This is a genomic window from Streptomyces sp. VNUA24 (assembly GCF_029167005.1).
Taxonomy (GTDB): Bacteria; Actinomycetota; Actinomycetes; order Streptomycetales; family Streptomycetaceae; genus Streptomyces; species Streptomyces scabiei.
Window position 1 is genome coordinate 7,537,165 of record NZ_CP119143.1, and the last position, 22,783, is coordinate 7,559,947.

Consider the following 22,783-nt stretch of genomic DNA (forward strand, 5'->3'; position numbering starts at 1 on the left):
AGCTGTAGGGCGCGGGGAACGGCCTACACAAGGGACGCCCAGTGACCCCGACCCCGCCCCCCGCCAACATCCCCGAACTGCTCTTGCCGCTCGCCGTCCCCACCGAGGACCTCGTTCCGTACTACCGGAACCCCCGCAACGGTGACCTCCCCTCGATCGCCGAATCACTGACCGTCAACGGCCAGTACCGCGCGATCGTCGTCAACAAGGGCACCCACACAGGCCGCCGCAACGAGATCCTGGCGGGCAACCACACGTACGCGGCTGCCCAGCAGCTCGGCTGGGACCAGATCGCCGTCACCTGGGTCGACGTCGATGACGACGCGGCAGCCCGCATCGTCATCGTCGACAACCGGACCAACGACCTCGCCGGATACGACAGCGTGCTCCTGGCCGAGATCCTCTCCGAGATCCCGGACCTGGCCGGCACCGGCTACGACCGCGAGAGCGTAGACCGGCTCCTCGACGACACCTCCCTTCCCGAGACGCTGGAACTCACCTCCGACGGCGCAGGCACCGGCGCCGCAGCCACTGTCGACTACCTCCAGTGGGGCTACCTCCAGTGGGAGTCCAAGCGGGTCCGGATCACCTCCGAAGAGGTCGAAGCCCTCAACGCCATCTACACGAAGTTCGTGGACGACACCAACAGCGACCTCGGCTTCGGCTGGCACGTCTTGCAGCAGGCCCACGAGGAGGGCGAGGTGGCATGAGCAGCGCGCCCACCACGACGTTCTACGAGGCGTACCCTCTCGATCAGCTTCGCCCCGCCGACTACAACCCGCGCCGCCTCAGCGAGGAGGCGTTCATCAGGCTTCAGGCGTCACTGCGCCGCCACGGTGTCGTGAAGCCCGTCATCCTCAACGCCGACGGCACGCTGGTCGCAGGCCACCAGAGAACCAAGGGCCTACAGGCCATCGGCCTGACGCACACGCCCGCGGTCATGCTGGGCACGAAGGTCAGGTTGCAGGACGAGATTCAGTTCAACCTGCTGCACAACCGAGTCGAGACCGAGGCCAGCGTCGTCTACGCCGAGGCCGGCGTCATCGGCGCCTGGTCGTGGATTCCATGGCAGTCAATCCGGGTGGCGGAACGAAGGAACCTCTCCTTCGTCAACGCGATCGGGCACATGACCGCCGGCCACGGCCCGTGGGGGAGCGTCGTCATCGACGACCAGGGCCGCATCGTCCTCAACGCCGAATACGCCGTTGTCGCCTCCATCAACCGCTTCGACCTCCTCGCCTGGACCGTCACTTCTGCCGATGCCGCCCAACTCCACGCCGACCTCACCGGCGAGTACGGCGTCTACGACTGGACCGCCATCGAGAGCAAGGCGCCGGTGTGGAACCAGCACATCGTGCAGCCCAAGAGGCTCCGCAAGTTCTCCTCCAAGGCCAAGGCCGGAAAGCTCGCCTACGGTTCCGAGACCTGGGACCAGTTGGTCACGCCCTGGCTCAAGCCCACCCACCGGGTCGTGGACTTCGGCGCCGGGTACGGCGACTACGCCAAGCACCTGCGCGCCAAGGGCTTCAACATCCACGACTACGAGCCCTACCGCTGCCGGGACGGCTCGTACGCCGTCGACATCCGTACCGTCGTCGGCATGATCCGCGACATCGACAAGGACATCCAGACCAACGGCCTGTACGACGTGGTGGTCCTCGACTCCGTCATCAACGCCACCACCACCCTCGACTACCAGCACTGGGTGATGACCACCGTCAACGCCCTCTGCTCGGCGGACGGGGTCGTGTGCCTCGGCACCCGCAACCTCGCCCGCGAACTCCGGGACGAGCAGGCCAAGCGGGTCACCTCCCAGACCGCCACCACGAAGATGAGCTTCCTCGACGAGGACAACGTAGAGATGAACTTCGTCAAGGGGAAGTGGCAGAAGCTGCGTTTCCACACCCCCGAGACCTTGGAGCCGCTGCTCCGCCGCTACTTCAAGGACGTGCAAGTCACCGACCTCAGCGGCTCCAACATCAAGGCCACCTGCCGACGCCCCATCGCGCTCCCCAAAGAGGAATACGAGAAGGCGTTTGAAGAGGAATTCAATATGCCTTACCCGAATGGCTTCCGTCATGACAGGCATCTGGAATTGGTGGGAAATTTGATAAAATTGGTAGTAGAGAGAAATGAATCTCTCGCCAATTAAAACGGGTAAATGGGGAGCGGATGTCGCAGCGAATACAGGTCCAAATTGAATCACGAACTCGATACCACATCATGTGGCTGGCAGGCGTGCGGCACGTAGCCCTCGACCAGCACTGCCTGCGCAGCTTCGGCCAGCCCGACCGCCCCCGGCTGGACGTGAGCCGCCGGCACCAGACGATCGAACTCCCCGAGGGCAAACCGCCCTTGGCCTGGTATCTGTGCGCGCTGCCCAATCCGTGGAAGTGGAGCGACAACGCGCACCTTGCCTTTGAGGGTGCACCTGGAGAGCGGTGGGAGGGGCCCGCCCTGGTGCCGGGCCTGTATGTGCATCTGGAGAACGCTCGCCCCATCACCGGATGGGGCGAGCACAACATCCCCGAGAACGAGCCGCGCCGGAAGTCGGTGCGCTTCCGAACCTGCCGCAACTATCAGTTCGCCTGGTGGCTGCGGACCGAGCGCAACGCGCCCGACGCGCCACCCGAGTACGTGTCGCCCAAGCGGCCCAGTGAGGGCGAGCAGATGTCACTGATGTGATGCTGGTGGGGCTGGGTGAACGTCGTCTGGCCCCACTGCCGTCTCCTGGACCCGCCTGGCCTCATCTGCCGCTCTGGTCGTCTCCTCGCCGCGCACGGTACGAACCAGCGCCCGCCATGAATCGACGAGAGGCGGTAGCTGGTCGAGGAGCCCTTTGGCCACGAAGATGACGACGGAGAGCACTCCGGCCCAGGCCAAGATCCACAGGATGACGGTCGAGTCCACCGTTCGGTCCCTTTCTGTACAGGGCCGAACTGAATGCGGGCACGCATACTCAGCTCGGCCACAACTCGTGGCTGAACTGAGTTCCGTACCAGCGATAGAAACTCAGGACGTTCAGGCTTTTCTGGCTTCTCGTGGCGTTGCGAAAGTGGTCGCTCGTCCGTGCACCGTGACGAGTCAGGCAGGTCGCTGGATCCGCCCGGACTTCTCGGAGCACCCGGGAGTGCACGCCCTTCAACACTTAGGGGCGCTTCCCAGACTTCCAGCCGACAGGGTAGTAGGCCGCAGGGTCGCTGTCTGGGGATCAGACGAAGAGGCGGAGCACTGGCTCCCACCGACGGTGCGATCATGGACCCGGGCGCGGGGGCGCACCCGAGCTGTGAAGGATCCCCGCCGTGGGCCGCCCCGACAAAGCCGCGCGTGCGGCCATCGCGCGCCGCCGCTCGGACGCCATCGACCTACGCCTCGCCGGCGTGGACTGGCTGACGATCGCCCGCAAGCTCGCCGCCGACCCGACCGTCAACTCTGACGGCATCGCCTACCCGCAGGGTTACGGAGTCGAGCGGTACCGCAAGAACCAGGAGCCGCCCACCAACGAGGCCATGATCCACGCCGCGTGCCGGGACGTCCGCACAGCACTCGCTGACCGCCGCGCCGAACTCAACGACGACGTAGATGAGTTGCGCGCGCTGGAAGCCGACCGCCTCGACCGGCTGTTCTTCGTCGCCTACAAGAAGGCCGTCCGGGACCAGGACCTCGCCGCCATCGACCGCACCCTGCGGATCATGGAGCGCCGAGCCAGACTGCTCGGCCTCGACATGCCCGTCCGCACGGAACTGACCGGCCTGGACGGCGGACCGGTCCAGGTCGAGAACGCGACCGTCGACGAACTCGACGCCCTGATCGCGCTCACCGATCCGGACGGCGCATGACTCCGCGAGACCACGAAAGCGTCATCGCCCACTACAAGACCCTTTCGCCAGCACAGCGCCGCACCATCGCACGGTCCGCGTCTCCTGCTCTGCGCGCGGAGTTGGCTTGCGTCGAGCGCCAACTCGCCATGGACCGCTCGCCAGGCGCGCTCGCCGCCGTCCTCACTGGCGGGCGCGAGATGCAGGCCCCGCACCTGGATCTCATCGACCAGGCGTTCATCGACATGGCCGCAGGCCGGTGCGACCGCGTGATGTTGACCATGCCCCCGCGGCATGGCAAGAGCCGACGCGCCTCCCGCTGGGCGCCCCTCTGGTACCTGCGTCGCAACCCCGGCCACCGCATGATGATCGCCAGCTACTCCGCCGACCTGGCCGACGACCACGGCCGGTGGATCAGGGACGCCATCAACACCTGGGGCAACGACCTCGGCATCCAACTCAAGGCAGGCAGCCAGGCCGCCAACCGCTTCGACATCGTCGGCGGCGAAGGAGGCCTCCTCGCGGCCGGTATCGGCGGCGGCCTCACCGGACGCGGCGCACACATCGCCATCGTCGACGACCCGGTCAAGGACATGGCCGACGCCGACAGCCCCACCATGCGCAAGCGCGCCTGGGACTGGTGGACCTCGGTACTGCAGACCCGACTCGAGCCCGTCGGCGCCATCTGCCTCATTCAGACCCGGTGGCACGAAGACGACCTCGCCGGACGCATTCTCGCCACCGAGCGCGACGCCTGGCGGGTCATCGACCTGCCCGCCATCGCCGACAGTCTCGACGACCCGCTCGGCCGCGCTCCTGGTGAGGCGCTGTGGCCCGAACGCTTCGACGTCACCCATCACGCCAAGACCCGCAAGCGAGTCGGTGAACGCGTCTGGGCCGCCCTGTACTTGCAGAAGCCCCGGCCGCCGGAGGGAGGAGTCTGGAGGCGGGAGTGGATCGAGACCGCCCGTATCAACGCCGTCCAGTTCTCCGGCCTCGACATGGCGCGCATCGTCGTCGCCGTCGACCCCGCCGGCGGAGAGTCCACCATCGGCGACGAGACGGGCGTCATCGGCGTTGGCCGCGACTTCGACCGGCAGCTGTACGTCCTGGCCGACCGATCCGGATCCATGGGCGCCAACGACTGGGGCCTGGCCGCATGCCGTCTCGCCCTCGAACTCAAGGCCGACGCGATTGTGGTCGAGAAGAACTACGGCGGAGACATGGCGCGACAGATCGTCACCCAGGCGTGGGAGCAGCTGCGCCGCGAGGACGTCACCAAGGGGCTCCTCATGCCCATGATCCTGGAGGTCACCGCCAAGGTCGGCAAACGCCTGCGCGCCGCTCCCGTGGCCCAGCTCTACGAACAGCAGCTCGTGCACCATGTCGGCGAATACCCCGACTTGGAAGGCCAGATGGTCACTTGGGTCGAGGGAATGGACAGCCCCGACCGCATGGACGCTGCCGTGCACGGACTGACGGAACTGGCCGACCCCGACCAGCTCGACACCCTGCCCACCGATACCGACGACGACCGTTTCGACGGCCGCCGCTGAACTGGCGAGGGCAGTACGTACGACCGGAAACTGCCCCAAGAGGAAACGGCCCATGAGGATATGGCCCGTGGTGGTCTGCCTGGGGCTGCTGATCTACGGGCTGTTCCTCTCCACGCGCAGCGGCTCGCCAGCGACCAGGCGTTCAGCGATGTTCTGTGCCTCCGGGAACGCCGACGACGTCAGCCGCAGCCCGGCGTGGGCCGCTACCGTGGCAACGCGCTCTGCCAGTTCCTTGTGTTCTCCGCCCGGAACGCTGCTGAGATTGAAGGAGAGCCAGACCCGCATGTCGTGGCCCTGCGAGACGAGGACCGGGTCCTGTGGGGGAGTACAGGGAATCGTCGCGTCGGTCAGCGCCTGGACGACTTGGTCCCGTAGTTCGGCCGTGCTGCGCTGGTCGACCTCGCGTGTCGCGGCGTAGATCGCATCGCACAGTGCATTGGCGGCGGGGACTGCCGCGCTGACGGAGATGGTGAACGGCCCCATGGTGACGGTGTCGGTGAGCGGGTCGTAGCCGAAGCTCCAAAAGTCGCGGGCTACGTCGCGTGGGTCAGCGGTCTTGCGGGCGTCTTTCTGCGGCCCGCTGCCCCTGCCGCGGGCCCAGTCCTCGAAGTGAGTGAGGCCGTCGCGGACGTGCTTGATGTTCGGCAGGGCGTCAAGGAAGACCTGCTCGGCGTCATCGAGTGCAGTGATCACCGCGGGATCCACGCCGAGGTCTGTGAGGGCGATCCGTTCGAGCTTGACCGCGGCGAGGAGCTGGCGCAGGGCGACGACCAGTGTCCGTGCGTCGATCTGCCGGGAGCTGAACCAGCCGACTTGGACGTCGTCACCGTGCATGCGTGCCACGGTCAAGGCGACCGTGGCACGCAGCCAGCTCGATTCCGAGAGCGCGATCGAGTACGGATTGTCCGCTGGGGACCAATCATCCGGCAGGTTGCTGTTCATGACGGAATCTTCGACCCCGGAGGCTTCGGCTGCTCGGAAATTCCGGATCCCGAGGCGCTAGGAACTGCGGAAGTCCGACGTAGAAGACGTCTCGTAGGCTGGAGGCGCGGCGCGGGGCCGACTGCCGGAGGAGCACTGTGGGCCTGCGCGAGCTGATCACCGACGTCTGGAGCTGGCTGGACTACAAGCCAGCCATGGCCGACCCGCGTCGACCGGGCCGTAACACCTGGGCGGAACTGACCCGATCCTGGGTGCCCGACGAGGACCTGCGACGCCTGGCTGCCTACCGGCTGCTGGCCGCGTACGACTCCAACCAGGCCGGCCAGGTCGCCGCCGTGACAGGCGACGACGAGGCGGGCATCGAACGGAGGGAACTGGGCGATGCCTCCAAGCTGGTCGACACCGCGCTCGGCTACCTCCTCGGCTCCCAGCAGGTCATCAGCGTCGCGGGGGCGGAGCGCACAGACGACGAGCCCACCGCCGAGGCAGTCGCGGCGCTGGCCGTCCAGGACAGGCTGAGGGCCTGGGCGGAGAAGGAAATGCTGCCGCTGCGTCTTCAGCAGGCCGAGCGAACCGCGATCCTGCTGGGCGACGCCGTCTACACCCTGGCCTGGGACCCGGGGAAGGGCCGGGTTCTTCTGCGCACTTGGGACCCGGGCCTGTACTTCCCGGAGTGGCCGGAGGACGGCGAGCAGGACGGTGCCGAGTTCCCACTCCGCGTTCACCTGGCGTGGGAACTGCCCGAAGACAAACGGCGCGGGCTCAAAGCAAGGCTTCGGCGGGTCACCTACGAACTCGGAGCGATCGGACCGGCCAGTCGGCGCGGCGGAGCCAAGGACGGAAGCCCGACACGTGAGTACCTGTACACCGACAGCGGCGATCCGGTCCTCGTCACGGGCGACGCGCGCAACGCCGACACAGGACTCATCAGCCGTACCTATCCGTGGGCATCCACCCGGCCCTCCCCGTGGACGTGCTACCTGACCGACGCGGAATGGGACCTAGACGACCTTAAGTACGCCGACCTGCTGTACGACCTGCCGATGCACAAAGCCAGGTACCGGGTCCGCTCGGACGGGGAAGTCCTCGACAGGCTCGACCTGATGGCGGACTTCATACCCGTCATCCACATCACGAACAGCATCCCTGCCAGCGGAGAGCACTGGGGCAAGCCCACCGTGGCCACCGTCCTCCAGGCCCTCGACGAACTGTCTGCCACAGACACGGACAGCTCCGGCGCTTCGGCTACCACCGGCTCGCCGATCATCGGTCTAGCCGGGGCCCGACTGCCCATCGACCGCGCCACCGGTCAACCCCTCCCGATCAAGGTACGGGCCGGGACGGTATGGCAGCTCAACGACAACGGGCGCATGGACGTGCTCGACACCTCAGCCCAACTCGCCGAACTCCGTGCCCGCGTCGACCACATCCTCGACCGCATCGCCGCGAACAGCCGCCTCACCGCCGCCGGTCTCGGCACACTAGACCCGACCGCCCTACCGTCCGGCTATGCGCTACAGCTCGCACTCGGCCCGCTCGACTCGCTTGTCGCCGCCATGCGCTTGGCCCGCAACCACAAGTACGTCGTTCTTCTGCGCATGGTGCAGCGCCTTCACCAAGCTGGACAGGCCGAAGGCTGGCCCGCGGGGGAGTCGTTTCCCGCACGGCTGATGTGGGGACCGCACACCCCGACCGACCGAGCCGCCGTCCTCGATGAAGTAGTCAAGGGGGTGGGCGCCGGTGTGATCTCCGTCGAGACCGGGGTCCGGATGCTCATTGACGCCGGTTACCCCATCGACGACGCCCAAGTGGAGATCGAGCGAATCCAGGCCCGTGCCTTCGAAGCCGCAGCCCGTCTTGCTGACGCCACCGGCGACAACGCCGCCGTCCGCGAGTACCTGGGCCTTCCTGCAGTGAAGTCGGATTTCACCTCGGTGCCCCTGATCGAGGTCTCGGCCCAGCCGGAGGACGATGCGTAGCAGTGTGGTGACGCTCAAGCAGCCATCCGATCTCACGTACCTCAATCGCCCCGGCTCGTCGCTCACTCCGCCGGAGACGGGTGCTGCACACTCACATACCTGGGCCACTCTGATGAGACGGGTGGCAAGAAACGAGCAAGGCCAGGTAGCTTTCGGATGTCGAGGGAACAGATGCGGAGGGTCACGTGAGCCAGGTACGCGGCGAAACGCAGGCGCGTATCAAGGACCTGGCTGCCAGCTCAGCGAACTTCGGGTTCTTGGAGCCAATCGAACCGTTGCTCGTGCTGTTCGGGGCCGGCGCCGAGGCCAACCTGTACATCGACCCTCGCGCAGCCTGCAACAAGGCTAGGCAGTTTGGTGACGTGCTCGCCACAGAGCTCACACGCCTGGCAGGGATGAGCCTCCACGGCGGAGAGCAGGCGAGCCGCCTCCACCTCCTCACGCGAGCTGGCGTGCTCGACCCACGGATCCGTGGCTTGTTCGAGCACCTGCGACGACTCAGCAGCACACCGGCCGCCGAACACGACGACATCGAACATGCCGCCTTCCAGGCCGTTCACACTTGCTTCCAGCTCGGGGTCTGGTTCTTCCGCCTTCGCACAGGTGACAGAGAACAGATCCCGTTCATCCCTCCGCAGCCGCCGTCCACTGTCGGACCGACGGTTCTTGCCGCGGTGGAGCGGTCCCGGCGCGCCCTGGAACAAGCTCGGCTCTCGTTTGCAGATCGTGAGCGAGATCGTGCAGCCGCCGAGGAGAGAGCACGTCGGACGGCTGCCATCGAATTGCAGCGGGCTACTGAGATACAGCCGAAGCTGGTCTCACAGGCCAGCGCGCTCGACGCGGAACTAGAGCTCCTCCAATCAGGGTTTGAGGCACGGAAGCCGCCAAAGCGAACCACCGCAACGCAGCGCGAGAAACTCGTCTCCCGTGCCCGACTGGCCGCGCAAGAGCCCCTGAGCGAGGTCAAGGTCCGCGAGCGGATCGACGAGATGCTCAACGACGCCGGCTGGGTGGTCCAGGACGCTAAGGGACAGCAAGACCTGTTCGCCTCACGAGGTGTTGCGGTCCGCGAAGTCACCACTGCTGCCGGACGTGCAGACTACTTGCTGTACGTGGATCGGAAGCTCGTCGGAGTTATCGAGGCGAAGCAAGAAGGGGCCGACCTCACAGCCGCTCAGGAGCAGGCTGACCGCTATGCAGAAGGCCTGACCAACACCCAGACGATGCGTGCTTGGCGCACTCCTCTGCCGTACCGCTACGTAAGCGACGGTAACCGGGTTCTATTTCGCAACACTCAAGACCCCGATTCCCGCACGCGTAACATCTTCAGCTTCCCGCGGCCAGAAACAGTGGCTCGTTGGATGCGTGAAGCGGAAGCCAACCGGGAAGCCCCCACATACCGTGCGCGCTTGCGATCGGAGCTACCTGCGCTTGACCCTGCTGAAGTAGCATCCGGTCGGCTGCGCCCCGCACAGTTTGACGCAGTCAACGGGCTGGAAGCGGCACTGCGCCGCAACAGGACTCGTTCACTGATCCAAATGGCCACGGGTGCCGGCAAGACCTACGCTGCTGTCACAGCCTGCTATCGACTACTAAAATACGCGAAAGCTGAACGGATCCTATTCCTCGTCGACCGCAATAACTTGGGAAATCAAGCTCTATCGGAGTTTTCGAGCTACACCACACCGGATGATGGGCGGAAATTCACCGAGCTGTATAATGTTGACCAACTTACCGGTACGGGAATGCTTGCGTCGTCGAAGATCGTCGTGTCAACGATCCAGCGACTTTCCAGGATTCTATCCGGACAGGAAAACGTCGACGCACGCGACTACACCGAACCTTCCGCTTTCGAGTCCGAGGAGAAGGGGGAGGATGAGGACCGGCCGATTGGCGTGTCATATAATCGGCGGCTAGCTCCAGAGTCCTTTGACTTGATCATCATCGACGAGTGTCATCGATCAATCTACGGAAAGTGGCGCTCTGTTCTCGAGTACTTCGACGCCCACCTCCTTGGACTCACTGCCACTCCCGTCGCGCAGACGTTCGCCTTTTTCGGCGGTGAGGAAGGTCTTGTCAGCGAGTACACCTACGAGCAAGCCGTGGCCGACGGGGTCGCTGTCGACTACCTCACATACCGGATTAGGACAGAGATTGCAGAGCAAGGCTCTGTAATCCCTGTTGATACGTTCGTGCCGATTAAGAATCGACGCACGCGGCGTACACGTTACGAAGAGCTAGACGACGATTTCACGTATACCGGACAGCAAATCGGATCCAAGGTGATCAGCACCGATCAGCTTCGAGTCGCGCTCGCGGCATTCCGTGACAACCTATCCGTCATCTTCCCGGACCGGGTATCCAGGCCTAACAGTACCCCCATGGTGCCCAAAACTCTCATCTTCGCCAAAGATGACAATCACGCTGACGAAGTAGTAGAAATGACCCGGACCATTTTCGGTAAGGGCGACGACTTCAGTAAGAAAATCACCGGAAAAGCGAAGGCCCCAGATAGGCTTCTGTCGGAATTCAGAAATACGCCCGAACTGCGCATTGCCGTCACTGTCGACATGATCGCGACAGGGACTGATGTCCGCGCTATCGAGTGCGTCTTCTTCTTGCGAGATATCCGATCCTGGTCGTACTTTGAACAGATGCGCGGCCGAGGGTCGCGCGTAATCGACTCCAATGAACTCCGGGCCGTGACACCGGATGTAGAAGAGAAAACACGTTTCATCGTCGTCGACGCCATTGGAGTCACCGAGTCCCACAAGCGTGAGACTCGATCTATCACCGACGAGCGCGACGTCAAGCGCCTTGCACTGCGCAAACTCTTGGAGAAAACTGCTGGAGACGGGGTCACAGAGGATGAGGCCGAAGAACTTGCGCTCCGGCTCACTCGGCTTTCCCGAAAACTGACGCAAGACGATCAAGAAGAAATTGCACGCCTGGCCGATGGTAAAAGCTTGGACAGCATCGCCGGCCAGATCATGCGAACTGTTGATGTAGACCGGGTAGTCGCCATGCGCGGTGAAGCAGAAGCCGCCGGCGATGACCCAGACCATGCCGTCTATTGGGCAGTGCAAGACGCCGTTGCACCACTCGCGTCAAATCGAGATCTGCGATCACTCCTGATCAACATTCGTACCGAACAGAGGATCGTCTACGACGAGGTCAGCCAAGACACTCTGATCTCTGCGTCACACGTGGAGAACGCGCCTGCAGTGGTCAACGACTGGCAGCAGTACATCCAGGATCACCGAGACGAGATCACGGCGCTGCAGATCGCCCTGACAGGGGACACCGGCCGGGACATCACGCCTCGCGAGGCGTACCAGCAGTTGAAGGATCTAGCTTCGCGAATCGCCCGGCCCCCACACCAATGGACCATCGCCCGTCTGTGGCGCGCCTACGAGCAACTAGGCAAGGCGACAGCTGCGCCCGGCGCGATGCATGGCCCTCCCGACTTGGTCTCGATCATCCGTTACGAGCTGGGACTGGATGGGGAGCTCCGCCCATACCGCTCTGCGGTGGAAGATCGGTTCGCCAACTTCATCGCCCGCCAGTCTCAGGCCGGTGTGACGTTCACACCTGATGAGCTGTGGTGGCTGGAGCGCATCGTCGACACGATGGCGGTCAGCGTGCGGTTCGATGCTGAGGATCTCGAGCGAGTACCCTTCACCGAGCGTGGCGGGATTGATGGATTCCTTCGCACCTTCGGTGATGATCGCGCCGTGGACCTTCTTGAACGACTGGATCGGGAACTGACCGCATGACCGATATCCCGCCGGGATGGGTACACACCACTCTCGGGGAGATTACGCAGCCCAGCTCTGAGCGGCAGGTGCCGGCTCCTGGTGACGAGCGCCCTTACCTGGGCATGGAGAACGTCCAGTCAGGCACCGGGCGTGTGACGGGCTTGTCGGAGTCGAGCGGCATCACCAGTGCCTCTCCCGTGGTCGGGCCGGGCTATACGCTCTACGGCCGACTCCGCCCGAATCTCAACAAAGTGACCGAGGCCAATTTCAGCGGACTGTGCTCAGGGGAATTCATCACGTTGCCCCCGCATCCTTGGCTCGCGCCACGGTTTTTGATGTACCGCCTGCTGGCACCGGATTTCGTTAGTTTCGCTATCAGTCTTAATGCTGGAGATCGTCCACGCGTAAAGTGGCAGCAGATCTCCGAGTATCCGATCCTGCTCCCTCCGCTGGACGAGCAACTGCGCATCGTGAGCACGCTCGAAGAGCATCTTTCGCGGCTGGACTCTGGAGCTCAATCAATTCGGAAGAGCCAGCAAATCCTGGAGCGCCTTGAGCGTCTAAACGTGGAACGCGCCCTACGAGATCTTCCTCTCTCTACGTCTATTCCTGACACCCTCGATTTGGCGACGAGTGACACCCTCTTCTCCGTTGAGTCCGAGCACAAGGTCGAAGGATATGAGCTTCCCGCAGGCTGGTATTCTGCCACTCTGGATCAACTCGTAACTGTTGGACGGAAGCCCGCCTACGGGGTTCTTGTTCCAGGTCCAGACACCATTGATGGGGTGCCATTTGTACGCGTCGGAGACCTTGTAGACGGCCGCGTCAATCAGGACGGTCTGAAGCATATCCAGACGGATGTGGCACGGCGTTACCCGCGCACCACCCTTTCAGGTGGGGAGTTGCTCCTCTCACTGGTGGGAACAATCGGTCGCGCAGCTCTCGCGACTGAACACCTCGCGGGAGCCAACGTGGCCCGGGCCATTGGGGTGTTCCCCCTTGACGCGGATCGTGTTGATCCTCGATGGGTGTTGACTGTCCTGCAGAGCGGGACCTTCCGCCAGCACCTCGAGCGGGCTTCTAATGAGGTGGCGCGCAAGACCCTCAATCTCGCCGATGCGCGTCGCTGTCCCATCCCACTTCCTCCGATGCAGAGGCAAGTGGAACTGGTAGAGGAAATCATCCAGTGGCGACAGGATGCACTCCGCCTCAGTGAGGCAGCCAAGATGGCTAAGAAGCGTGCTGAACATCTTCGTCTCGTCGTGCTGTCAGCAGCGTTCAAGGGTCAGCTCACCGAGCAGGATCCCAGCGATGCTCCGGCCGAGGAACTGTTGAACCATGCGCGACGCGATCTCGGGACGAAGCGCCCACGACAGAGAAACCGATCGAGCTTGAATGCGCCCTATGCAGTACAGGAGAGTTTGCTGTGACCGCGTCTAAGGAGGCAATGCCTCAATCACCGCCAGCTCCGCTGGTGCCGGCGTCCAACGACGCCAGGGCACTGGTCAACAAGCTGTGGTCTTACTGCAATGTGTTGCGCGACGACGGCGTCTCCGCGCTCGACTATATCGAGCAACTCACTTTCCTCGTGTTCCTGAAAATGGCACACGAACAGATGCACCGGCGCATTATGCCCATTGACATCCTCGGCTTTGATGCTTGGCAGGAACTGCTAGATCTCGAAGGTGTGGAGCTGGAAGTCCGGTACACGGAGATTCTCGGCGAACTAGCGGGACGCCCAGGAGTTCTCGGGCGGATCTTCAAGAAATCACAGAACCGGATCCAGGACCCGGCGAAGCTCAAGCGGCTCATCCGAGAGCTCATCGGCAAAGAGGTCTGGGCCGGGACCAATACCGACGTCAAGGGCGATGCCTACGAGGAGCTGCTCGCCAAGGGCGCCGAGGACGTCAAGTCAGGGGCGGGCCAGTACTTCACGCCGCGCGCCCTGATCGAGACGATGGTCGACTGCAGTCAGCCGACTATCCACGACACGGTAATGGATCCGGCGTGCGGCACAGGCGGGTTCCTCCTCAAAGCATTTGAATACATCCAGCATCACCTCCCTGTAGACGCCTCGCAGGAAGAGAAGGACCGTCTTACCTCGGGTGCGATCCTGGGCAATGAACTCGTTGACGCGACCGCTCGACTTGCTGCAATGAACATGGTGCTCCACGGCATCGCACCGTCGAGTGCCAAGACATCACCCATCACGGTGGGTGATGCCCTGGCTGAACCGCCCAAGCAGCACGCCTCGCTGGTTCTCGCGAATCCCCCTTTCGGTAAGAAGTCGTCTGTCACTATCATCAGCGATGAAGAAGACGACTTTGAGCGCAAGGAACTTACCTACTCTCGCCGTGATTTCTGGGCAACCACAACAAATAAGCAGCTGAATTTTGTTCAGCACATCTACACCCTGCTCGAAACATATGGACGAGCAGCAGTTGTCGTCCCGGATAATGTTCTGTTTGAGGGCGGAGTTGGGGAGACAGTTCGTAGGCGTCTGTTGCAGCAATGCGATGTTCATACTCTGCTGCGACTACCTACAGGCATCTTCTATGCCGGTGGTGTCAAAGCCAATGTCCTGTTCTTTGAGAAACCCCCTCCGCGCCAGGACGGAAAGCCCCTCACGAAAACTCTCTGGGTGTACGATTTCCGGACCAATCAACGCTTCACCCTTAAGCAGAACCCCCTTCATCGTCACGCTCTCAACGACTTCGTCAAGGCGTACAGGCCTGGTGAGCCACGAGACCAGCGGAGGAGAACCCCCTCCTTCAAGCCGTACCCGGTTGAAGAACTACTGAGTCGCGACAAGGTCAGCCTCGACCTCTTCGCAGACCTAAAGGACAACACCCTCGAAGTCACCGATCTGAACGTGGAGCCGCATGCCCTCGCTCGCCAGATCGTCGACGAGCTCGAAGCAGCCCTCTCTGAGTTCGCTTCGGTAGCCGAGGCACTCCGCCCCAAGGGACCCGTCACCGAACCCGGTGTGAATAACGAGTGATCCGCTACGCTCCTTGTTCGATCACGTGCTGGGTGACGGGGTGACAGGCCGGCGGCAGAGGGGGGTTCCATGGAGCTACTGGAGCTTGATCTTCCGGACTACCGGGGACTCCGCGACTTTGGACTGAACCTGACCGGCGGACTGCATGAGCCCCAGCATCCCGTAACGGTGCTCATCGGACGCAACGGCGCGGGTAAGTCCCGGGTCCTTCACTCCCTCGTAGAGATCTTCGGTAATCTCAGGCTCGGCAAGCCCGCAGACTTTGCCTTCCGCCTCCGCTACGAGCTCCGAGGGAGCGTTGTAACGGTCTCCCAGTCGGTGGGAGGGCGCGCCGCAGCCGTGACAGCTTCCGATGGATCTCGTGAGGTTCGGGTTCGCAAGGCCGATTGGCCCGGTTACCTCCCCGATCACCTCTTTGGATACCAGGCGATCTACGCATCCCCCTGGGACTCAATGTTCCAGCAGCACGTCGTGAGCGATGCTGAGATCCTCCGTGCAGAGGACAACACGGAGGGGTTTCAGCTTCGTCCCCTCGTCCAGTCGCGTGTCGATCAACTCCCCTTGATCCTGCTGGCCTTGGTGCCCCAGTGGGCGGAGAAGTTCGGGCCCTTTGCCGCAGAGACAGCGGGGGTACTGAGAATCGCCAGCGCGGAGCTCGTGATCCGGCGTCCAGGATGGGCAACGAACCGGTACCTCCGAGACAGGCAGTGGCCTCCGTATTGGGGACTAACCGGCGCGACGGCTGATCTGTTTGAGCGCATCGCCTCGAGAGGCAGGTTCGGTCCCGTTCCCGATGGCGCCGTGCCTGGACGCTACGCAAGCTTCCGGATCTCCATCGCTGGCCAAGATGTCGATGCTTTTTGCAGTCTCTTCGAGTCAGACTTGAGCATGTTTGCTGCGCTGGAGCGTCTCCAGACCCTGGGGGTGCTGACTGCTGACGTTCAGCTTGCCACCGTAGGCGGGGCAAACCTGTCTCCTGCCGATCTCAGCGCCGGAGAACAGCAGATACTGACTGTGCTTGGGCTCCTCCGGCTGCAGCGCGGAGGTGAGTCACTGTTCCTTCTCGACGAGCCGGCTGCGCACTTCCACCCCGCATGGAGTCAGGGATGGTATGAGTCCGTCCGAGAGATGCTCGATGACGGGCAGCGATCGCAATTCATCGCCGCCACCCACGACCCTACGCTTGTGGCCAATGTGCCCCGAGAGCAGATTAGGATCGTACGGAAAACCTCCGCTGGCCGGACGACTGCGCATGCGCCGGAGACCGATCCACGCGGCCATAGTATTGGTGACCTGCTGACTAGTGAACTCTACGGCCTCGAAACTCAGTTGGACCGGCAGACTCAGCTGTTGATCGACAGACAGTACGAGTTGCTGCCTCTCGCCGAGGAAGACGAGGGCGCACGAGCCGAGTTGGAGAGAATCACATTCACGCTGGACGGCTTTGGCTTCGCCACGGCTCGTCGTGATCACACAGTCGCCCTCTTCCTGGCCGAATTGGCCCGCCGACGTCGCAACCTGATCGAGGCAGCTGGAAGCGACACACCGCCCGATCCGCACGAAGTTGCTGAGATGGTTCGTCTCCTCTTCGACGAACGCTTCTCGCGCGGACTGTGAGGGCTTATGCGCCACGTTGACATGAACTCCTTGGTGGTTCCCGCCACGTGGAACACAAAGATTGCCAACACAGTCAAGGCTGTTCGGGAGGCGATCTCCTCAGGCGAGAAGCCGGAATTTCCGAGTCACTGGACGGACCCCCAGCTCAGGCAGGCTCTTGTTGATCTCGTGGGCCCTAAGTGCTGGTATTGCGAGACTCCAGTCCATGGCAATAACCCTGACGTGGACCACTTCCGGCCAAAGTCTGCCATCATTGGCGTCAAGGGCCCCGGCTACTGGTGGCTCGCCTATGCTCCGTCGAACTACCGTCTGGCGTGTGGCTTCTGCAACAGCGGCGGTGCGCAGACCAACGGGCAGCGTGGTCGGCGTACTAAGAGCAACCACTTCCCCCTGCTGGACGAATCAACTCGGGCCACAAAAGAGCTGTCCGACTGCGCCAAGGAGCAGCGGGTCCTCCTCGACCCAGCAGATGGCCGAGATGCGCGCCTGATCGGCTTCGACATAAAGGGCTATGCTCGCCGACGTTCAGGAGTTCCCCGATCTGCGGCCGAGGTCAGCCGATCTATATGCCGCGCGGACGAGACGATTCGCATCCTCGATCTGAATCGAGAACTCCTAGTAGACGACAGGAAGACCACGATGGATAACATCAGTGGCCTCGCACCTCTCCTCACTATTGCCGCGGCTGCGCCGGTGGCGCGGGAAATGATCGAACGCAAGATTGGGATTCGATCCGACTGGAGCACCGCAGCATTGGAAGCCCTTCACATGCATCCTCAAGCCGCGGAGAGACTTATACCTCCTGTTTCGTCCCCACAGAATCCAGCGCCACTCGCCCCTGCCTCAGGACGTGAAATAGATCTAACCGACCTAGACTTCCTGGTCTCGGCCCAAGTTCTGAAACCCGGATTCATACTCACGGCGGAGCATGACGGTGACCTCCGCACGGCGGAGGTGCTAGTTGATGGACGAATCAGCTGTGACGCGCGAGTCTGGTCCACGCCAACATCAGCTGCTCGGGCCGTAACTGGGCGAGAGGATATCGACGGCTGGACTTTCTGGACGCTCAACGTCAACGGCGCCACGACCACGCTTGCAGAGCTGAGAGATTCGTACCGTAGGCAGCTTCTTTCCGGCTAACCACGGTCCATCCCCAAGTGCCTTGGAGCCGGGAGAGATATCCGGCTCCAGACCCGTTGGTGTTTCAGGCATCACCGGCCCCGTGAGTCACCGACCCCCTGCTGTCGGGGCGACCCCGGTCGACCGGCGAAGTCAGATGTACGCCGTCTTCGTCGGATGGCGGTATGGCCCCATAAGGAAACGGGCCAGTCCGGCTGATCGCTACACTGTTCACTGGCGCGGGGGCGCTGAAGACCTGTGGATGGTTCACGCATGATGCGCCCCTCGCTCCCCAACCCGCTCGAACCGGTCGGGCACCGCCGTGACGGGCGGCCGATCTATCCGATCCGCGGGGCCTCGCCCGACGACGACTCCAACAAGCCCGGCGACGAGGGCGACGCCCCGACCAGCAGCGTCACGCAGGAAGACCTGTCGCGGCTGCTTGCCCGAGAGAAGACCCAGGGCGGCCGGGCGGCCGTGAAGAAGATGCTCAGCGACCTAGGCTTCGACAACGCCGACGCGCTGACCGAATTCATCACCACGAGGCGCGACGCCGACCAGGCCGCGCTGACCGAGGTCGAACGCCGCGAGCAGGCCGCCGAGGAGAAGCTGAGGTCAGCCGAGGCACGCGAGGCGCAGGCCCTGGCCAGGGAGCATGCCGCCATCCGGCGTGCCGCCCTCGGAGGTCTCGGGGCCACCGGGGAAGACCTTGATGACGCGGTGCTTCTGATCGACCGTGCCCTTCACGACCAGGCCGACGCCGACGAGCAGGCTGTCATCGCTGCCGCTGAGCAGCTGAAGGAACGGCGGCCGGAGTTGTTCGGCCAGGCCCGGGAGACCGTGCCGCCCGCTCCGGGCGGATCTCCCGCCGGCGGCCCGCCGAAGCGCGGAGGCATTCCACCCCGGCGCGGAGCGGCGGGTCTCGAAATGGCCCGGCGGCGAGGGCTCATCAGCGACTGACCACGCCGACGAGACAAGGCCCTGGGACCACGCCCTGCCAACCGTGGACGCCCTTCCGGAACCCGGCCGGGCCGATCAGGGACCACGCCCTGGCGCGGCTCGGCCGTCGTCGTTTCGTGGACACCGCCCCCTGCTGCGCGCGGGTGCGGGAGGAATCCGATCCGCACCCACGAGGGAGACACCGTGAGCGACTACCAGGTCCTCACCACCGCCACGACGATCACCGACGACCGGACATGGCTCGCTTCGCTGGACGGTGTCCACGAAGCCCAGACGATCACCATCGACATCAGCAAGCTGACGGCAGGCACCCACTACACGGCGGGCACGCAGAATCAGTCTCGCCACATCATCAAGTCCGGCATCCCGCTCGGCAAGATCACCGCGTCTGGTCTGTATGCCCCGTACAACTCCACAGCGAGCGACGGCACTCAGGTCCTCGCCGGATTCCTGGTTGCCGAGACCACGTTCACCCCCGGCTCCGCGAAGACCGCAGGCGCACTGCTGTGGCGTGGCGAGGTGTACGCGTCGAAGCTGCCCGTCGCCTTCGCGCCCCCCACCGCCGCGAACACGACGGCGTTCATCCATTACCGGTAAGGAGGCAGGCCCCCTATGGCTCTTGAGAAGCTTCTCGAGGCGATCGTCCCCGAGGACATCCAGGCCTTCATCCGAGCGATCACCACGCCGGAGGACTACCTCCTCACGCGCGAAGTGTTCGCCGAGCGGAGCATCGACAACGTCAAGTTCCGTACGAAGAGCAGCAAGCGACGCGTCAACGCGGCGAAGTTCCGAGCGTGGGAAGCCGCGCCGACTCTCGCCAGGCGGCGTGCCGAGCAGGTCATCAACGAAGGCATGCTGCCCTGGGTCGGCCAGGAACTGCCCTTCTCCGAGCTTCAGATCATCCTGGCTGCTGTCGACCGCGGTCAGGACACCAGCGAGTTCCTCGACCTGCTCTACGACGACCTCGAACAGCACGTGGAAGCCACGAAGGCCGCCATGGAGATCGCTGCCGGACAGATGCTGTCCACCGGTGTGGTGTCCCTGCCCGGGGTCGCCCTCGACGTGGACTGGAAGGTGCCGGCCGCCAACCGGCCGATGGTGGCGGTGCCGTGGTCCCAGTCGGATGTGGCCACCCCGATCACTGACGAGCTGGCGTGGATCCAGTACCTGAAGAGCATCGGCGCGCCGCGCCCTGAGCGGGTTATCAGCTCGGAGAAGGCACTGTCGCTACTCGGGTCCACAGCGGAGTACCGGGCCGCCTTCCACAACTCGCCTTCCACCGAGCAGATCCCGAGCGGAATGCTCGCTCCGGAGGAGGTCAACCGGGTCCGCGCCAAGTACAACCTGCCGCCCGTGACAACCTACGACGTGCAGGCGTACGACAGCAGTGACAACCTGGTGCGCACGACCCCGGAGTCGCTGTGGGCGATGATCCCGCCCCGCCGCGAACAGTGGGGCGAGACGCAGTACGGTCTGACCGCCGAGGCGATCGAGCTCCGCGGCAAGGGAGTCATCACTGCCGAGGAGGCTCCCGGCATCGTGATCACCACCCACGTGCAGACGCGTACCCCAGTCCAGCTGTCCACGATCTCCGCTGCTGCTGCGATGCCCGTGCTGTACGTGCCGGACATCCACATCGCCGCGACGGTCTTCTAAAGGGGGCTGGTCATGGCGAAGTTGGCGCGCACGGTATTCGTACGAGACCCCGAGCAGGGCCCGATCCGGCTGGAAGCAGGGGAGGAGGTTCCCGAGCGACTGGCCCTGCTCATCTCGAACCCGGCCGCGTGGTCATCAGGGGAGGCTCCCTCTGTAGAGGAGATCATCCCGAACCCGATCGGCGGGGACGGTGAGGCGGGCGAGCCGCCGACCGTGACGGATCCTGCCTCGGAGCCGGAGCCGGAGCCGGAGCCGGAGCCGGAGCCGGAGCCGGAGCCGGAGCCGGAGCCGGAGCCGGAGCCGGAGCCGGAGCCGGAGCCGGAGCCGGAGCCGGAGCCGGAGCCGGAGCCGGCCAAGGGTCCGAGACGGCGTGCCCCGAAGGCAGTCGGCGCGGGTGCGTAGGTAGCGGCCCATTACCAGGAGGCTCGGCACCGCCACGGTGTCGAGCCTCCCCTCGTACGACAGGAGCATCGGATGGACGTCGCTGTTCGCGCCTGGTTGCTGGCTCAGCTCGGTCCGACCACTGACACCTCAGACCTCGACGCACGCTACGCGCGGCTCGCCTCCGCTCGTGCTGTCGCGAACGAGGTCTTGGCCGAACGGCGCGCGCAGCTGCTCGCCGAACCGCTCCGCATGACCGTGGACGGCGTGGTCACCATCGACCAGAGCAACAACCTCGTAGGGCTCGAACGCCAGATCATGGCGCTCGTGGACCTGGTCGCGCCGGACGAACTGGCCGAGGGAGAGGAAAGAACCGACCTGGTGACCGCGCCGCTGATACGCGCTCGTCGGGGCCGGTAGACCGGCATGCCGTACGAGTGGTCACCGTTGGTGCCCGGAGATCCTGACGAGATCGCGCGCCGCGTCGCAGCGGTGCTCGAGGACGCCTGGCAGCGGCTTGCCGCCAAACAGCGCGCTGTCCTCACCCAGTTCGCCGCCGACAATCCAAGGACGCTGCACACCGTCGCGACACTGCACGAGTTCAAGCAGGCGATTCACGCCTTCCGCCAGCGCGTCGACCAAGAGGCCCGGCAGTTCGTCCAACGGCAGCTACCCCACCTTTACGCCGCCGGCGCTCAAGCCGCCTCCGAGGCCCTCGACGTGACCTTCACCTGGACCACCTTCCACCGCGAGGCCCTACAGTCGCTCGCGTCCGACTCCTACGCCGACTTCCTGCGCCGCTCCCAGGAAGCAGAGCGAATGGCGAACCAGTTCTATCGGGCGGCACGAGAGGCGGCCCGCCGAGAGGTCCCGTTGCTCGCGGCGGGCAACATGACAGCGAAACAGGCCGCGAAGAATCTGGCGGTCAGACTCGCCGCCGAGCACAACCTGACCCACGTCGTCTACCGCAACGGCGCTCGCGTCCCAGTCCGCGCCTGGGCCGAGGCCGCCACCCTCGCCAAGTCAGCCGTCGCCTACAACGCCGGCACCCTCAACCGGACCCGCCAGGCGGGCGTCACGAGGGTCGAAGTCTTCGATGGGCTCGACTGCGGCTGGACCACCCATCAGGACACCGACAAGGCCAACCGCACAGTGCGGACCATTGAGGATGCTGCGGAGTGGCCGATCTCCCATCCGCGCTGTCGGCGGGGGTTCGGCCCACGGCCAGATCTGAACTCGATCTGACGTGTCCGGAAGTCTGTTCGGTCCCGGTGCGTGTGGGGAACGGCCGGCTCCACCGATGTCGACGTGGCGGGCTCTAGCTGCGCCTTAGGCGTGGCTTCTGAGGGCGCTGTCACCTGCCCAGCTACATTCGCAGGCAATCCCTTTGGAGGCGTGGTGAACGAGTTGCTGGGAGTACTACTTGGTGGCGTGCTCACGCTTGTCGGTAGTGTCGGTGCGGTCTCTCTCCAAGCACGGCACCAGCGCAAACAGGCCCGCGACAAGGATCTTTGGGATCGACGAGTCAGCCTCTACCTCGACTTGCTAGCCCACCTGAGTGGCCGAGTCTCCTTCGCGGCAGACTCTGATCAGTTCCTCATCGGGTACGGGCCTAAGACCGCGGAGGACTATCAGCTGCGCCAAGAGCTGGGGGCCCGCGTTGCCCTGTTCGCCTCGGAGGAGATCCGTGACCTGTGGGGCAGGGCAGCAGACGCGGCGCTGCACCTCGCTGCTGAGACCTTCGAAGGTGGTCACGCTGAGCAGTTCTATGGCAGGGTAATCATTCCGGAGACGAGTGACGACCCCGAATACACGCGGCACTTGGAGGTCGAGAAACGCACCCGTGAACGGCTCATCTCGCGTCTGCGAGCCGAGCTGGAGGTGGACAGCTTCCTGGCTACCTGAGTACCTCGCGGACCCAACCGAAGTAGGACCGTACGGTCTGACAACCGTACTTATGCGGGCCTGTAGTTCGAGCCGTGGCACGACGACCTCA

19 protein-coding genes are annotated in these 22,783 nt (G+C 64.1%); 18 read left to right on the forward strand and 1 reads right to left on the reverse strand.

The features are described 5' to 3' along the window. Window positions 1–41 precede the first annotated feature (41 nt). From PYR72_RS32285 to PYR72_RS32305, 5 genes are all read left to right on the forward strand, one after another. A complete protein-coding gene (locus PYR72_RS32285) occupies window positions 42–710 on the forward strand; it encodes a ParB N-terminal domain-containing protein (RefSeq protein WP_275458539.1) in 669 nt (222 codons plus the stop codon). Beyond that, a complete protein-coding gene (locus PYR72_RS32290; protein WP_275458540.1) occupies window positions 707–2,152 on the forward strand; it encodes a methyltransferase domain-containing protein in 1,446 nt (481 codons plus the stop codon). Before PYR72_RS32285 ends, PYR72_RS32290 begins: the two co-directional genes overlap by 4 nt. Before the next feature lie 71 nt (window positions 2,153–2,223). Beyond that, window positions 2,224–2,685 carry a hypothetical protein gene (locus PYR72_RS32295; RefSeq protein WP_275458541.1) on the forward strand — a complete coding sequence of 154 codons (462 nt, stop codon included), beginning with the start codon at window positions 2,224–2,226 and terminating at the stop codon, window positions 2,683–2,685. A gap of 617 nt (window positions 2,686–3,302) precedes the next feature. Next, on the forward strand, window positions 3,303–3,839 hold the full coding sequence (locus PYR72_RS32300; RefSeq protein ID WP_275458542.1) for a hypothetical protein: 537 nt from the start codon (window positions 3,303–3,305) through the stop codon (window positions 3,837–3,839). Further along, window positions 3,836–5,374: a terminase family protein gene (locus PYR72_RS32305; protein WP_275458543.1), complete on the forward strand. Its 1,539-nt coding sequence runs from the start codon at window positions 3,836–3,838 to the stop codon at window positions 5,372–5,374. Before PYR72_RS32300 ends, PYR72_RS32305 begins: the two co-directional genes overlap by 4 nt. Window positions 5,375–5,467: 93 nt before the next feature. On the opposite strand, the gene PYR72_RS32310 is transcribed toward PYR72_RS32305, so the two are convergent. Continuing rightward, complete coding sequence (locus PYR72_RS32310) at window positions 5,468–6,316, reverse strand: hypothetical protein (protein WP_275458544.1); 849 nt, start codon at window positions 6,314–6,316, stop codon at window positions 5,468–5,470. 137 nt (window positions 6,317–6,453) lie between these two features. Here PYR72_RS32310 and PYR72_RS32315 point away from each other — a divergent pair, with 137 nt between their 5' ends. The 13 genes from PYR72_RS32315 to PYR72_RS32375 all read left to right on the forward strand — a co-directional run bounded on the left by PYR72_RS32315 (window position 6,454) and on the right by PYR72_RS32375 (window position 22,692). Next, a complete protein-coding gene (locus PYR72_RS32315; protein ID WP_275458545.1) occupies window positions 6,454–8,295 on the forward strand; it encodes a hypothetical protein in 1,842 nt (613 codons plus the stop codon). Window positions 8,296–8,480: 185 nt separating this feature from the next. Beyond that, entirely contained in the window at window positions 8,481–12,071 is a 3,591-nt protein-coding gene (locus tag PYR72_RS32320) for a DEAD/DEAH box helicase family protein (RefSeq protein ID WP_275458546.1), read from the forward strand. Beyond that, the gene (locus tag PYR72_RS32325; RefSeq protein WP_275458547.1) at window positions 12,068–13,483 is read left to right on the forward strand and encodes a restriction endonuclease subunit S; all 1,416 of its coding nucleotides are present in this window, start codon (window positions 12,068–12,070) and stop codon (window positions 13,481–13,483) included. The genes PYR72_RS32320 and PYR72_RS32325 overlap by 4 nt, the downstream gene beginning before the upstream one ends. Next, on the forward strand, window positions 13,480–15,054 hold the full coding sequence (locus tag PYR72_RS32330; RefSeq protein ID WP_275458548.1) for a class I SAM-dependent DNA methyltransferase: 1,575 nt from the start codon (window positions 13,480–13,482) through the stop codon (window positions 15,052–15,054). The genes PYR72_RS32325 and PYR72_RS32330 overlap by 4 nt, the downstream gene beginning before the upstream one ends. A 69-nt stretch (window positions 15,055–15,123) precedes the next feature. Continuing rightward, window positions 15,124–16,671: an AAA family ATPase gene (locus PYR72_RS32335; RefSeq protein ID WP_275458549.1), complete on the forward strand. Its 1,548-nt coding sequence runs from the start codon at window positions 15,124–15,126 to the stop codon at window positions 16,669–16,671. 21 nt (window positions 16,672–16,692) lie between these two features. After that, the gene (locus tag PYR72_RS32340; protein ID WP_275458550.1) at window positions 16,693–17,811 is read left to right on the forward strand and encodes an HNH endonuclease; all 1,119 of its coding nucleotides are present in this window, start codon (window positions 16,693–16,695) and stop codon (window positions 17,809–17,811) included. Between the two features lie 252 nt (window positions 17,812–18,063). Beyond that, window positions 18,064–18,750: a hypothetical protein gene (locus PYR72_RS32345; protein WP_275458551.1), complete on the forward strand. Its 687-nt coding sequence runs from the start codon at window positions 18,064–18,066 to the stop codon at window positions 18,748–18,750. Window positions 18,751–18,933: 183 nt separating this feature from the next. Beyond that, window positions 18,934–19,347 carry a head decoration protein gene (locus tag PYR72_RS32350; RefSeq protein WP_275458552.1) on the forward strand — a complete coding sequence of 138 codons (414 nt, stop codon included), beginning with the start codon at window positions 18,934–18,936 and terminating at the stop codon, window positions 19,345–19,347. Window positions 19,348–19,362: 15 nt separating this feature from the next. Beyond that, the gene (locus PYR72_RS32355; protein WP_275458553.1) at window positions 19,363–20,406 is read left to right on the forward strand and encodes a major capsid protein; all 1,044 of its coding nucleotides are present in this window, start codon (window positions 19,363–19,365) and stop codon (window positions 20,404–20,406) included. Window positions 20,407–20,418: 12 nt separating this feature from the next. Continuing rightward, window positions 20,419–20,808, forward strand: a complete 390-nt coding sequence (locus PYR72_RS32360) for a hypothetical protein (protein WP_275458554.1) — start codon at window positions 20,419–20,421, stop codon at window positions 20,806–20,808. Window positions 20,809–20,880: 72 nt separating this feature from the next. Next, window positions 20,881–21,207, forward strand: coding sequence for a hypothetical protein (locus PYR72_RS32365; protein ID WP_275458555.1), 327 nt, complete (start codon window positions 20,881–20,883; stop codon window positions 21,205–21,207). Between the two features lie 6 nt (window positions 21,208–21,213). After that, on the forward strand, window positions 21,214–22,032 hold the full coding sequence (locus PYR72_RS32370) for a hypothetical protein (protein WP_275458556.1): 819 nt from the start codon (window positions 21,214–21,216) through the stop codon (window positions 22,030–22,032). 153 nt (window positions 22,033–22,185) lie between these two features. Next, window positions 22,186–22,692: a hypothetical protein gene (locus PYR72_RS32375; protein WP_275458557.1), complete on the forward strand. Its 507-nt coding sequence runs from the start codon at window positions 22,186–22,188 to the stop codon at window positions 22,690–22,692. Window positions 22,693–22,783: the final 91 nt, after the last annotated feature.

Bases quoted from the DNA above. Each gene is read 5' to 3' on its own strand.
- PYR72_RS32290 (WP_275458540.1), top strand. From the start codon at position 707: ATGAGCAGCGCGCCCACCACGACGTTCTACGAGGCGTACCCTCTCGAT.
- PYR72_RS32295 (WP_275458541.1), top strand. From the start codon at position 2,224: ATGTGGCTGGCAGGCGTGCGGCACGTAGCCCTCGACCAGCACTGCCTG.
- PYR72_RS32305 (WP_275458543.1), top strand. From the start codon at position 3,836: ATGACTCCGCGAGACCACGAAAGCGTCATCGCCCACTACAAGACCCTT.
- PYR72_RS32310 (WP_275458544.1), bottom strand. From the start codon at position 6,316: ATGAACAGCAACCTGCCGGATGATTGGTCCCCAGCGGACAATCCGTAC.
- PYR72_RS32325 (WP_275458547.1), top strand. From the start codon at position 12,068: ATGACCGATATCCCGCCGGGATGGGTACACACCACTCTCGGGGAGATT.
- PYR72_RS32335 (WP_275458549.1), top strand. From the start codon at position 15,124: ATGGAGCTACTGGAGCTTGATCTTCCGGACTACCGGGGACTCCGCGAC.
- PYR72_RS32340 (WP_275458550.1), top strand. From the start codon at position 16,693: ATGAACTCCTTGGTGGTTCCCGCCACGTGGAACACAAAGATTGCCAAC.
- PYR72_RS32345 (WP_275458551.1), top strand. From the start codon at position 18,064: ATGATGCGCCCCTCGCTCCCCAACCCGCTCGAACCGGTCGGGCACCGC.
- PYR72_RS32355 (WP_275458553.1), top strand. From the start codon at position 19,363: ATGGCTCTTGAGAAGCTTCTCGAGGCGATCGTCCCCGAGGACATCCAG.
- PYR72_RS32360 (WP_275458554.1), top strand. From the start codon at position 20,419: ATGGCGAAGTTGGCGCGCACGGTATTCGTACGAGACCCCGAGCAGGGC.
- PYR72_RS32365 (WP_275458555.1), top strand. From the start codon at position 20,881: ATGGACGTCGCTGTTCGCGCCTGGTTGCTGGCTCAGCTCGGTCCGACC.
- PYR72_RS32370 (WP_275458556.1), top strand. From the start codon at position 21,214: ATGCCGTACGAGTGGTCACCGTTGGTGCCCGGAGATCCTGACGAGATC.